Annotated in this window: 9 protein-coding genes and 1 pseudogene; 3 read left to right on the forward strand and 7 right to left on the reverse strand. The window is 60.6% G+C overall.

The window, feature by feature from the left end; all coding sequences use genetic code 11:
- Window positions 1–132: 132 nt before the first annotated feature.
- The 6 genes from MPN20_RS16320 to MPN20_RS17430 all read right to left on the reverse strand — a co-directional run bounded on the left by MPN20_RS16320 (window position 133) and on the right by MPN20_RS17430 (window position 5,819).
- On the reverse strand, window positions 133–1,005 hold the full coding sequence (locus MPN20_RS16320) for a DUF1206 domain-containing protein (protein WP_242783849.1): 873 nt from the start codon (window positions 1,003–1,005) through the stop codon (window positions 133–135).
- Window positions 1,006–1,112: 107 nt separating this feature from the next.
- Window positions 1,113–1,550 (reverse strand): helix-turn-helix transcriptional regulator, encoded by a 438-nt coding sequence (locus tag MPN20_RS16325; protein WP_242783851.1) that lies wholly within the window; start codon window positions 1,548–1,550, stop codon window positions 1,113–1,115.
- A gap of 14 nt (window positions 1,551–1,564) precedes the next feature.
- Window positions 1,565–2,587 (reverse strand): DnaJ C-terminal domain-containing protein, encoded by a 1,023-nt coding sequence (locus tag MPN20_RS16330; RefSeq protein WP_242783853.1) that lies wholly within the window; start codon window positions 2,585–2,587, stop codon window positions 1,565–1,567.
- A gap of 225 nt (window positions 2,588–2,812) precedes the next feature.
- A complete protein-coding gene (locus MPN20_RS16335; protein ID WP_242783855.1) occupies window positions 2,813–3,526 on the reverse strand; it encodes a nucleotide exchange factor GrpE in 714 nt (237 codons plus the stop codon).
- Complete coding sequence (gene dnaK, locus MPN20_RS16340; protein ID WP_242783857.1) at window positions 3,526–5,394, reverse strand: molecular chaperone DnaK; 1,869 nt, start codon at window positions 5,392–5,394, stop codon at window positions 3,526–3,528. The genes MPN20_RS16335 and dnaK overlap by 1 nt, the downstream gene beginning before the upstream one ends.
- Before the next feature lie 302 nt (window positions 5,395–5,696).
- Window positions 5,697–5,819: a hypothetical protein gene (locus MPN20_RS17430; RefSeq protein WP_264298702.1), complete on the reverse strand. Its 123-nt coding sequence runs from the start codon at window positions 5,817–5,819 to the stop codon at window positions 5,697–5,699.
- A gap of 531 nt (window positions 5,820–6,350) precedes the next feature.
- Between MPN20_RS17430 and MPN20_RS16345 the strand changes: the two genes are divergently transcribed.
- From MPN20_RS16345 to MPN20_RS16355, 3 genes are all read left to right on the forward strand, one after another.
- Window positions 6,351–7,265 (forward strand): hypothetical protein, encoded by a 915-nt coding sequence (locus MPN20_RS16345; RefSeq protein WP_242783859.1) that lies wholly within the window; start codon window positions 6,351–6,353, stop codon window positions 7,263–7,265.
- A gap of 246 nt (window positions 7,266–7,511) precedes the next feature.
- On the forward strand, window positions 7,512–9,365 hold the full coding sequence (gene nhaA, locus MPN20_RS16350) for a Na+/H+ antiporter NhaA (protein WP_242783862.1): 1,854 nt from the start codon (window positions 7,512–7,514) through the stop codon (window positions 9,363–9,365).
- Window positions 9,366–9,476: 111 nt separating this feature from the next.
- Window positions 9,477–12,188, forward strand: a complete 2,712-nt coding sequence (locus MPN20_RS16355) for an excinuclease ABC subunit UvrA (RefSeq protein ID WP_242783863.1) — start codon at window positions 9,477–9,479, stop codon at window positions 12,186–12,188.
- Window positions 12,189–12,309: 121 nt separating this feature from the next.
- On the opposite strand, the pseudogene MPN20_RS16360 reads toward MPN20_RS16355, so the two are convergent.
- A pseudogene (locus MPN20_RS16360) lies at window positions 12,310–12,609 on the reverse strand (glutaminase); the annotation flags it as partial.
- Window positions 12,610–12,823 lie beyond the last annotated feature (214 nt).

Raw genomic sequence — 12,823 nt, forward strand, 5'->3', positions numbered from 1 at the left:
CGCACTCTTCTCACATTCACGCGGCTGGAGGTTCCGCTGGGCAACCTTCTGCCCTGCAACGAGGAAGGGCACAACGAAGCACTCTTCGGCCTGAGCCCTCAATCCATCCGAGCCCTCAATCCATCCGGTCGTTCAATCCATTCGGTCGTACCTCGAACGCAGACTGAGGAAGACTCCGTAGAGCACAAGTCCAGCTCCCACAGCGAGCATGAGCACAGTGCCGAACGGCTGGTCGCGCATTGCTTTGAGAGCGCCGTCGATTCCAGTGAATTCTTCGGGATCGCCGGTCATCGCTGAAACGACGACAAGAGCTCCCACTGCCAGCAGCGTCGCCCCCTTACCCAGATATCCGATGACGCCGGTGGCGATCAGCAGCAGGCGCATCGCACGCTTCCGGGGCATTCTCAGATCGTTCTTCCACCTGCCGCGAATCCCGCTGATGCAGAAGCCGATGCCGATCATGACGATCACCGCCCCGATCGCCGCGAGGATGTACAAGCCACCAGGGGCCTTCGCCAAGGTCGTCGACGCTTGAGAACTGGTCTTGCCCGAGTCAGAACCGCCACCGATGATGTACTGCGAGAATGTCAGCGCAACTGCAGCATAGGCGACAGCGGAACCGATCGTCTTGACGAATTCGACCCATCTGCGGCGACCCTGCCGATGCTGAGGGTCATTTGTTCCGGCTCCACGCAGAGAAGCCGAACCGAAGAAGGCGTTGAACACGCACCACAGGGCCATCAGCCCGCAGCCGATCAGGCACAGGACAATCAGCACCATTCCGAACGGCTGTGCCGCCATCTGCTGGATCGCACCCGATTGGTCTGCCTCGCCGCCGCGGCCGAACCCCACCGCAACCGCGGTGGCTCCAAGGATGATGTGCACGATTCCGTTCGCGACGAACCCGGCTCGCGCGACCCGCTCGAACCACTTGCTGTCCGCAGCTTCCTGGGCGGCGTCGTCCGCCGAGTCCGCAGCACGTTTGATCTTGTCAGTCTCGTCCATAGACGACAGTCTGGCACAGCACGCATGGCGTCCAGTTCAACGGTGGCGAACGCCTACGACGACGGCAACGAGCGAAAGTGCCCTGTGCACCCTCCGCCCTCAGACGTTCAACGCCGCAGGTACTTGTTGTAGAGCACGACAGCTCCCGGTTCGGGCTTCCCCTGTGGGCGCCTGCCCCGCGAGATCGAGACGACATCGCCGGCGGCTCCTGCCGCGAAGACGCGGGCTTCGCGTTCCTTCGCGGACATGCGCGACCGGACTTCCTTCTCGAGCTCGTGATTGCGACCCGTGAGCGCTTCGACCTGGTTCTGCAACTCGATGATCTTCTTGATGCCGACCAGGTTCACACCCTCGTCCTGCGAGAGCTGTTGGATCAGCCGCAGCTTTGCGATGTCCCGCCCGGAATACCGCCGGCCCCTGCCCGCAGTGCGTTCAGGAGTGACGAGTCCCAAGCGATCGTACTGCCGCAGCGTCTGCGGGTGCATTCCCGCAAGATCGGCCGCCACCGAGATGACGTACACCGCTGCACTCGAAGAAATATGCATTGTGCTTCACCGCCTCAACTGGCCTTGGCCTTGTCGATGAGCCCGGAGCGCGGGTCCTCGTCCTCAGTCGCTGACTTGAACGATTCGACTGCGGCCTTGGCATCCTTCGACAGGTTCTGCGGAACTACGATTTCGACGGTCACCAGCAGATCGCCAGTGCCCTTCTTCGATTTCACACCCTTGCCGCGCACGCGCAGCGTCCGTCCCGAAGGAGTTCCTGGTGCGATCTTGACCGTGACGGGCAGGCCGTCGAGAACCGGCACCTTGACCTCGGCACCGAGAGCCGCCTCGTCGAAGCTGACCGGCAGATCCATCCGCAGGTTGTCGCCGTCACGAGTGAACACGGGGTGAGCCTTGACGTGGACCGTGAGGATCACGTCGCCGGTCTCTCCGCCGTTCGGGCTGGTCTTGCCCTTGCCTGCGAGGCGGATCCTCTGCCCGTCCTTGACTCCGATGGGAGTCCGCACGGTCAGCGGCTTTCCTCCCGGCATATTCAGCTTGACCGAAGCACCGTTGATCGCCTCGGTGAACGACAGAGTGGTGTTCGACTTGATGTCGCCGCCCTTGACCGGCGGCGAGTAACCGCCGCCATATCCTCCACCGTAGCCACCGGCACCGCCGCCGAAGCCGTTGAGCAGGTCAGCGAGGTCGGGAGGTACGTCGCCGCCCCCGCCGTAGGTTGTGCGGGCTCGCGAACGACCGCGTCCGCCGAAGAGGTCGGAGAACACATCGTCGAATCCTGCGCCGCCTCCACCGGAAGGTCCGCCCTGGCCGGCGCTGAATCGTGCGCCGCCGCCCATGGCCTTGACCTGGTCGTACTGTTCGCGGGATTCCTTGTCGGCCAGCACCTGGTGGGCCTGGCCGAGTTCCTTGAACTTGTCTTCAGCCTTGGGATCACCGGGATTGGCATCCGGGTGATACTTGCGTGCCAGCTTGCGATAGGCCTTCTTGATGTCTGCTTCGGAAGCATCCTTGGAGACGCCGAGGGTCTTGTAGAAGTCCTTCTCAAACCAGTCGTTCTGAGGTCCGGTATTCACCTGGCACCTCCTTTCTTCCCTGTGTCATTCATCGTGCCACTGCCAATCGGCACTGGCGCTGCGTTCAGAGATCGTGTCGTCAGTGGATTCAATTGTCTCCTCACAATCCGCAGCCCCCGGGATCTCGATCCCGGAAGATCCGGACCGCCGCCGAGGTGGTTCCCGGCCCCCAGCGTCAGAGAACTGACGCTGGGGACGGTGGGCCACCTCGGCGAGGTTGGTTTCTCAGTCCTCCGGCTGCTGCACGCCGACGCGTGCCGCGCGGATGATGCGATCACCCAAGCGGTAGCCCGGCTGCATGACCACGAAGACCGTCGTTGTCTCGACTTCGTCGGACGGCTGCTGCATGAGTGCCTCGTGCAGTGCCGGGTCGAACTCGTCGCCGACTTCACCGTACTGTTCGACGCCGACCTTCTTCAGCGATTCGATCAGCTTGTTCACGTGAGTCTCGAAAGGCCCCGAAACATCGCCGTTCTCCTGCGCCAGCCTCACCTCGTCGAGTACGGGGATCATGGCCTCGATGGTCTTGATCGTGCCTCCGATGGCAGCCCGCTCGCGTTCGCGATCGGCCCGCATGCGGTAAGCGGCGTACTCGGCGTTGATGCGCTTGAGATCGGCCAGGTGAGCTGCAGCCTCCGAACCCGGTTCAGGTTCGGCGGCGCCGTCAGCTGCTGCCTCAGTGTCGTTGAGCGTCGAAGCGTCGGCAGGAATGTCCACGCCGAGGTCGCTGGCATCGGCCAGGTCCTCGTCGGCGCCCTGTCCGCCACCGGAGGCCTGTCCCTCGCCGGCGCCTGCGGGAGTGGGCTCACCGGCCTCCGCCGAGGCCGACGGCGCGTCGGTCTCTGGGCGGAGCTCACCGGTGTCCGGATCGATCCGGCGCTTGTCGCTGAAGGTGAAGCCTGGCTCCTCGGACGACTGATCGTTGCCCTCGGTAGTCATTACTTCTTCTCCTCGTCCTCATCGTCGACAACCTCGGCGTCGACGACATCGTCGTCTGCGCTGGAATCGGCAGCGCCCTCGCCACCCTCAGCACCGGCGGCGCCTTCGGCACCACCCTGCTGGTTGTAGATGGCTTCGCCGATCTTCTGCTGGTTGGCGACGAGCTTGTCGTAGGCCGACTTCACTGCGTCGTCGTCTTCACCCTTGAGCGCTTCCTTGAGAGCGTCGACGTCCGAGGTGATCTCGGTCTTGACCTCTTCAGGCAGCTTGTCCTCGTTGTCGGTGAGCAGCTTCTCGGTCTGGTAAGCGAGATTCTCAGCATTGTTGCGGACGTCGGCGGCCTCACGGCGCTTCTTGTCCTCGTCTGCGTGCTCTTCAGCCTCGCGGACCATGCGGTCGATGTCTTCTTTGGGAAGCGCGGATCCGCCGGTGATCGTCATCGACTGCTCTGTGCCGGTGCCCTTGTCGGTGGCCGACACGTGGACGATGCCGTTGGCGTCGATGTCGAAGGCGACCTCGATCTGCGGCACGCCGCGAGGAGCCGGAGCGATGCCGGTCAGCTCGAAGGTGCCCAGGTTCTTGTTGTCGCGAGTGAACTCGCGCTCCCCCTGGAAGACCTGGATCGACACGGACGGCTGGTTGTCGTCTGCGGTGGTGAAGGTCTCCGAACGCTTGGTCGGGATCGGGGTGTTGCGCTCGATGAGCTTCGTCATCACGCCGCCCTTGGTCTCAAGTCCGAGCGAGAGCGGGGTGACGTCGATGAGCAGAACGTCCTTGCGCTCACCCACGAGCACACCGGCCTGCACAGCAGCACCGATCGCGACGACCTCATCGGGGTTGACGCCCTTGTTGGGCTCCTTGCCTCCGGTGAGTTCGGTGACGACGGTGGAGACGGCCGGCATACGGGTCGAACCGCCGACGAGGACGACGTGGTCGATCTCCGAGACGGAGACGCCGGCGTCCTTCATGACTGCGTGGAACGGAGCCTTAGTGCGCTCGAGCAGGTCCTTGGTCAGGTCCTCGAACTTCGCGCGGGTCAGGGTCTCATCCAGGTGGATGGGTCCGTTCTCGCTCATCGACAGGTACTGCAGCGAGATGTTGGTGCTGGTGGCCGAGGAGAGTTCCTTCTTGGCCTGCTCCGAGGCTTCCTTGAGACGCTGGATCGCTGTCGCGTCCTTGCTCAGGTCGACGCCGTAGCCGTTCTTGACCTCACCGACGAGCCAGTCGACGATGCGCTGATCCCAGTCGTCGCCGCCGAGGCGGTTGTCGCCCGAGGTCGCACGGACCTGAATCGTGGAGAAGTCGTCTTCGTCCTTGCCGACTTCCAGCAGGGAGACGTCGAACGTGCCGCCGCCGAGGTCGAAGACGAGGATGAGCTCGTCTTCCTTGCCGCGCTCGAGGCCGTAGGCCAGAGCAGCAGCGGTCGGCTCGTTGATGATGCGCGAGACGTTGAGTCCGGCGATCTCGCCGGCGTCCTTCGTGGCCTGGCGCTCAGCATCGTTGAAGTATGCGGGGACGGTGATGACCGCGTCGGTCACCTTCTCCTGCAGGTATTCCTCAGCATCGTGCTTGAGCTTCTGCAGGATACGGGCGGAGATCTCCGGAGCGGACATCTTCTTGCCGCCGATCTCGGTGGACCAGTCGGTGCCCATGTGGCGCTTGACCGAAGCGACGGTGTTCTTGATGTTTGTGACGGCCTGGCGCTTGGCGATTTCGCCGACCAGGGAGTCGCCGTTCTTGTTGACAGCAACGACGGACGGGGTCGTGCGACCACCTTCCGCGTTCGCGATGACCTTAGGGTCACCGCCTTCGAGGACTGTGACGACGGAGTTCGTGGTTCCGAGGTCGATTCCAACTGCACGTGCCATAACGTTTCTCCTTACATATCGTGAGTACTCTCGACTCGAATGCGTGCGATCGGGCGGCCCCGGTTCTTGAGTCAGAACCACTCGACCGCACACATTGAGCCAACCGGACTCAAGTATTCTCTTCGAGGTTCCGACCGTCAAGTCGGCCTCATCAAAGTTGCGTACACCAGACTCAACTTTGCTGAGGGAGATTTTATTCCGATAGACGAAAGTTTCTCGGAAAAGACCTGTTGTAGGTTCTCGATTAAGTTGTCACTTTCTCACTTTCTTGGCCATGGCGTGTCAAATTTCTCGCGCACCTGTCAATCGAGGACCATGAGGATATGGTCGTTCGCAACGTAGCGTTCCGATACTGCACGTCCGGTGGTGACGAGGTCGCCACGACGTGGGCTCGTGCCCGCGCGGACCTTGTTGTCCAGGGCCATCCCATCCGGATCCCGCCGACTTTTCGTGATCAGAAGAATTATCCGGGGTTGTTCTGGTCCTCGACGAACCGCCGACAGTTGGTTTACGAAAGTCTTCTCGAGTTGGATCATCTCTGGTTAGCCGACTTCGACCAGACAGTGATTGGAATCTGCACACAGCCGTTCCAGCTCGCTGAACAATCAGACAATGCGCAGCGAACCCACGTCCCCGATATCTTGTTGACTCACGCCGATCAACGCGTCACTCTCGTCGACGTCAAGCCACAGCATCTACTTGACGAACCGTCGGTGCGAAAGCAGTTTGAATGGACCAGAGCTCTCTGTGAAGAGAAGGGTTGGCACTACGAGATCTTCTCGGGCGGAGATTCCAATTTCCCTGAGCGACATCTTGAACAGCCGACCACGAAGTCTCAACAAGGACGACTGGTATGTCGCTGTCCTTTCCCTGATCTGGTCTGGCGCTGTCGGAGTCGATTTGGATCGGCCGTTGAGCACAGAGTCGGTTCTTCAACCTTCGGAACAGGAACAGCTATGAGCACGACAGTTCTAGATGTCTCTGTCGGATCCCGACTCTGGTACCAAGGAACAGCTTGGACAATCGTCGAGCTTGATGGTTTCGCGGTGACACTGCGTTCGGCGGAACAGTTCAAGAGGGTCCATGCTCCGGCGCTAGCCGGAATCGCTCAACCACTCGACGAAGATCGAGATGGTGAAGACTCCGGTGAAAGCTCGGATGCTGTTGTTATAGCAAGTCTCACCCCGAAACAACGACGCCAAATAGAGTCCGAAGCACGCGTCTACGAACAGGTCGTCATTGTAGCAAATGATGAGTCGTTCCAGGAACGATGCACGGCTGCAGGTGAGCAACTTGGAATATCTGCCCGTTCAGTCAGGCGCCGAGCAGAAAGATACACCCGGCACGGACTCTCTGGTCTCGTTGATGCACGGCTGCTCAAGCCCAAACGACGGTCGATTGCTCCGGAATGGGATCAGGCGTGCATCGAAGTCCTCGATAGTTTCACCAGGTTGTCGAATCCAACAATGGGGATGGTCATCAGAAAGGCCAATGCCCTTTATCTTCAGCGATATCCGGACGGTGTTGAGCCCACCCGCGCGGCTGCCTATCGTCGTCTGCACGAGCTAGATAAAGGTCGCTACACCTTCGGAGCTGCGAAGCAGAGACGGTCTGTAGCGGAACGTCCCCAAGGGCATATGGGGAGGCTAAGAGCAGATCGTCCCGGACAGTACGTTGTTCTAGACACCATTCGCCTGGATGTCTTCGCCATGGAACCAATCACCGGCCGCTGGTTGAACACCGAGCTGACAGTGGCCATGGACCTCTACTCCCGCTGTCACCGATCCTTGCATCAGTCCCATCGGCCTATTGATTACGCAAACTATCCGAATGTATCTCATGACAATGGTTACCGTAATCGGCGCTCATAGCTGTGAGAATTTCTGCCGGTTCGCAGATTGTGGTGAGGTCAGTTCGGCGGATTCTTCTTTGTCACTGACGCAACCATCAGGGTCCGCAATTGGCCGTTCGCGTAGTCCCTCAACCAATGCGCAACCCCGCGAGTCGTCTCGTTTTGATTGACACCACCTGTGCAGCCCCAATACCTCGCCCATAGCGAACAACTCCAGGATCTTCACTCTTACCAGCTTGAGTTCTCCCTTCGGTAGACTTCCCGCATGCAGAACTCGACGGCCCGTCGGCCAGGTCTCGGTCAAATCGCACGCAGCCTACGAACAGAGTCCGGATCGGCGATGCTTCTGACGCTCGTCACACTGATGGCGCTCGTGTGGGCGAACTCGCCGTTGTCGGAAAGCTATTTCCAACTCTGGCATCAGGACGTCGGTTTCGACGTCGGCCCTGTCGGCATGCATATGGATCTGCACCATTGGATCAACGACGGCCTCATGGTGATCTTTTTCTTTGTTGTCGGTTTGGAAGTGCGACAGGAATTCGCGCACGGATCATTACGTGATCGCAGTCGTGCTCAACTCGCTTTGATAGCCGGAGTCGCGGGTGTCGCCCTGCCGGCTCTCGTGTACGTGCTTGTCGTCAGCATGTCCGGAGGTAACGGACTTGGCGGATGGGGCGCTGTCGTCGGAACTGATACGGCGTTCATGCTTGGCGCACTCGCAATAGTGGGTCCGCGACTGTCAGGTCAGTTACGCGTCTTCCTCCTCACACTCACAGTGGTCGATGACTTCCTGGCAGTATCGATCATCGGCATTGTCTATAGCGATGAGATCAAGCTTGTTCCCTTGCTGATCGCTCTCGCCTGCCTCATCTGTTTGTGGGCGCTCGGCCGTTCACGGCAGTGGAATGCGGCACCTTATGTGATCATCGTGATCATTCTGTGGTTCGCCACAGTCTCTTCTGGGGTGCATGCTTCACTCGCGGGAATGATCGCCGGTCTGCTGATCCCCGCCTACCCCACTCAGCGCCACGAGGTAGTCGCTGCCCGCCAGCTTTTCCGTGACTTTTGGCAGTCTCCCAGTGCCGCCTCGGCACGCGGTGTCAACCGTGGCCTGGCCCGGGGGATTTCGGTGAACGAGAGAATGCACGAAATCCTTCGCCATCCCACCGCACTGCTTGTCGTGCCGATCTTTGCCCTCGCCAATGCCGGCGTCGACCTTAGGGGTGGACTGCTCGCCGATTCCTTCAGTTCGTCCGTAACGTGGGGAGTCATTGCCGGGCTTGTGCTCGGCAAGTTCCTCGGCATCGGCATTGCAACTCTTCTGGCAGTCAGGCTGGGCCTTGGCCGTCCCCCAGAAGGTGTGGGAATGGGCAGCGTCTTCGGCGGTGCCGCGTTGTCGGGCATCGGATTCACCGTCTCACTGCTCGTCATCGGACTCGCATTCGGCTCGACGACCGATCTCGGTCGACAGGCGACTGTGGGTGTCCTGGTCGCCATGGTGCTCGCCGTCGCTCTGGGCTGGCTGATCTTCAAGATCGCCGCTAAGCGGTGGGGTGAAGAAACCGCGGATCTGCCGATGGTGCTCGAGCCTCCGGTCGATCCCGAAGTTGATCACATCCGCGGCCCGGAGGACGCCAAGCTGACACTGGTCGAATATGTCGACTTCGAGTGCGAGTACTGTGCACACGCCACTGGCTCCTGGGAAGATCTGCGCGCGCAGTTCGGCGACGATCTTCGTTACGTCGTGCGACATCTTCCCCACCACCCACACGGGCCATTGGCTGCAAAAGCATCTGAAGCAGCTGCGATCCAAGGCGAGTTCTGGCGATGGCTCGACCTCGTATTCACACACCAGGACGCGCTCGAGCGGAAGCACCTCATAGGCTATGCGGAAGAACTCGGGCTGAACGTCGATCGCTTCATACAAGACATAGACAGCGAGGCTGTCGCAGAACGAGTCAACCGCGATCTCGTGAGTGCCGAGGCCAGCGGAGCTCACGCCACCCCAACCTTCTTCGTCGAAGGTCGGCGCCTGTTGGGCGACTATGACGCCCGGACGTTGACTGCGGCGCTCGAATCCAGCAGGCGCGGCATACGAACCCAGGAAGCCTCCATCTGAGAAGATTGGGGCGACTGCCAGGAGTGCCAAAAATGAGTCGTGACGTGCCTGTTGTCAGGCACGGCTTTTACTGACCACATTACGTAGCCCATGCGCTGATATCGTTGGCTCATGAACTCGCCTTCCACACCGACTGGTGAAAACTCAGCTTTTATTCAACCGGACGTTCGAGTGCGCGGCGCCCGCGAGCACAACCTCAAAGACATCGAGCTGACAGTACCGCGTGATGCCATGGTGGTCTTCACCGGCGTCTCCGGCTCAGGCAAGTCCTCGCTGGCGTTCGGCACCCTATATGCGGAGTCCCAGCGACGCTACTTAGAATCGGTTGCACCGTATGCGAGGCGCCTCATCGACCAGGCGGGAGTCCCCGACGTCGATTCCATCACCGGAATGCCGCCCGCGGTGGCATTGCAGCAACAACGCGGCGGGCGCAGCACCCGGTCAACGGTCGGAAGCATCACGACGCTCTCTAGCCTGGTTCGCATGATGTACTCCCGCGCGGGTCAATATCCGGATGGGCAGCCGATGCTCTATGCAGAGGACTTCTCGACCAACACGGTCCAGGGCGCCTGCCCGGAATGCCACGGGATCGGACGCGTCTATGACGTGCCGGAGGACAAGATGGTCCCCGATCCGACACTGACGATCCGAGAACGCGCAATCGCCTCATATCCCACGGCTTGGCATGGTCACCAACTGAGAGATGTCCTCGTTGCGCTTGGCTACGACGTCGACGTTCCGTGGAAAGACCTCGCGAAGAATGACCGCGACTGGATCCTGTACACGGAGGAGACGCCTTACGTCCCCGTTCACTCCCGACTCACCCTTGCTGAAGCACGTGAAGCCATAGCCGCCGGCATCGAGCCCACCTACTCCGGAACCTTCGTAGGAGCGCGACGCTATGTGCTTGACACGTTCGCGAATACGAAGAGCGGGTCGATGAAACGCCGTGTCGCTGAGTTTCTCACAGCGGCCCCGTGTCCCGCATGCCATGGCAAACGGTTGAAGTCAGAGGCGCTTTCGGTAACATTCGAGGGGCTCGACATTGCCGACTTTTCACAGTTGCCCTTGCATGAGCTCATGTCGTTGATCGAAGCCGCAGTCGCCGAGGCTGGAGACGCAACTAACGATGCCGATGACGGGTCTCGCTCATCGGGTGAGGCACTCGAAGAGGCCCTGCGTCGCGAAGCGGATGAACAGCGCGTGGCAGCCGGAGGGTCGGCCCATTCTACGGCCCCTGATGTCCGCCGAACTCCGAACCAGTCGGTCGAGAAACTGGCGGCAACCGTCCGCTTAGGATCCGGACTCATCGATCGCATTCGTCCGATCATTGATCTCGGTCTGGGCTATCTGTCGTTGGATCGCACGACCCCGACGCTCTCAGGCGGAGAACTTCAGCGTCTGCGTTTGGCAACCCAGCTGACCTCCGAACTCTTCGGCGTCGTGTACGTGTTGGACGAACCCTCCGCCGGGCTCCACCCGCAAGATGTCAGTGCACTGTTGGACGTCCTCGACGGGCTCAAAGAACGCGGTAACAGCCTCTTCATCGTCGAGCACTCCGTCGACGTGATGCACCACGCGGATTGGCTTGTCGACATCGGGCCCGCCGCAGGTGAACGCGGAGGGCGTGTCATCTACAGCGGCCCGACCGAAGGGCTGGCCGAAATCGAGGAATCCGCCACTCGAGGCTACCTCTTCGGCGGCAGCGGGCTCCCCCTTCATAAGCCAAGGAAGCCACAAGGATGGTTGCGTCTTGAGAATATCGCACGCAACAACCTGCGGAACATCTCAGTCGAGATCCCGTTACGAGCGTTCACAGCAGTCACAGGTGTGTCGGGGTCAGGCAAATCCAGTCTCGTCAGCCAAGTTCTCCCAACCATGGTCAGCGAGCATCTCGGACGCCCCATTCAAACTGATGAGCCAGTGCCCGACGGCGATGAAATGCTGCTTTCCGATGAATCTGAAGAGCTCAAGGGTTCTGTCGCGGGAGACCTCACTGAAGTCCGCCGAGTAGTAAGCATCGACCAGAAGCCGATCGGACGCACACCTCGGTCGAACGTCGCAACGTACACCGGCCTGTTCGACCACGTACGACGCCGATTCGCCGAGACCCCGGAAGCTCATGCACGCGGTTACAAACCCGGAAGATTCTCATTCAACGTCGCCGGCGGCCGTTGCCCGACCTGCGAGGGAGAGGGATCAGTCATGGTTGAGCTGCTCTTCCTCCCCTCCGTTTACACAGAGTGCCCGGATTGTCATGGCACCCGCTACCAGTCGAGCACACTCGAGATCCTCTGGCACGGACGCAATATCGCGCAGATCCTTGCTATGAGTGTCGAGGAGGCGCACGAATTCTTCAACGGAGAGTTTGACATCATGCGCTCACTCACCGCGCTCCTCGACGTCGGACTCGGTTACCTGCGTCTCGGCCAACCGGCAACTGAGCTTTCCGGCGGTGAGGCCCAGCGAGTCAAGCTTGCCAGCGAGCTCCAGCGGGCCCAACGCGGGGACACGCTCTACGTTCTCGATGAGCCCACCTCAGGATTGCACTGTGCTGATGCGGACAGGCTCGTCACTCACATGCAAACGCTCGTCGACGCTGGGAACACAGTTGTCATGGTCGAGCTCGACATGCGCGTGATCGCCGAGGCTGATCACGTCATCGATCTCGGCCCGGGTGCCGGGGACAACGGTGGACAGGTTGTTGCGACCGGCACTCCGGCAGAGGTCTCTTCATCGTCTGAGAGCGCTTCGGCACGGTATTTGGCCGTTGCGCTCGAAGAGGCCGCTGCCGTTTCCGAGGCGGAAACTGTCGTTTCCTGAAAGTTCGTGCTTGTGTGGTCGTGTCATTTAACACCACCTCGTACATGCCTCCTGTCCGCTGCGCTCGGGTCAGCATCCGTGAGAGTTCGCTGATGACAAGGGCGTCGCTGGCGCTCCTTGTTCAGCCTCGCTTTCGCGGTGTCGAGGAGAAGAGGTTGAGACCAAGCTTTCGGGAGAGATGGGCAGTCGCGTGAATTCCGCGCACACTGTTCCCGGCCGCGTCGAGGGGCGGAGAGAATGTGGCAAGGCTTCCTTTGCCCGGTGCGATTGTGACGATGCCGCCGGCGACCCCGCTCTTTCCTGGCATGCCGATCTCGTAGAGCCAGTCCCCGCTCGCTTCGTACATTCCGGTGGTTGCCATGACCGAGAGGACGTCTTGGCTGACAGCGGGACTGACTACTGATGCTCCGGTCACCGGATGGGCGGGGACTGATGCAGGGTTAGGTGACATCTAATCTGGCTTGTTTGAAGGCAAGTCTGGAAGGATTGACACCATGCCACAGCCCTACCCGAAAGAATTCCGCGACGACGTCATCCGCATCGTCCAGACCAGGGATTCCAAGACGACGATCGGACAGATCGCCAAGGACTTCGGGATCCATGAAGGCACCCTGAACAAATGGCTCCGCCAAGCA

The sequence above is a fragment of the Brevibacterium sp. ZH18 genome (assembly GCF_022748595.1).
Lineage (GTDB): Bacteria > Actinomycetota > Actinomycetes > Actinomycetales > Brevibacteriaceae > Brevibacterium.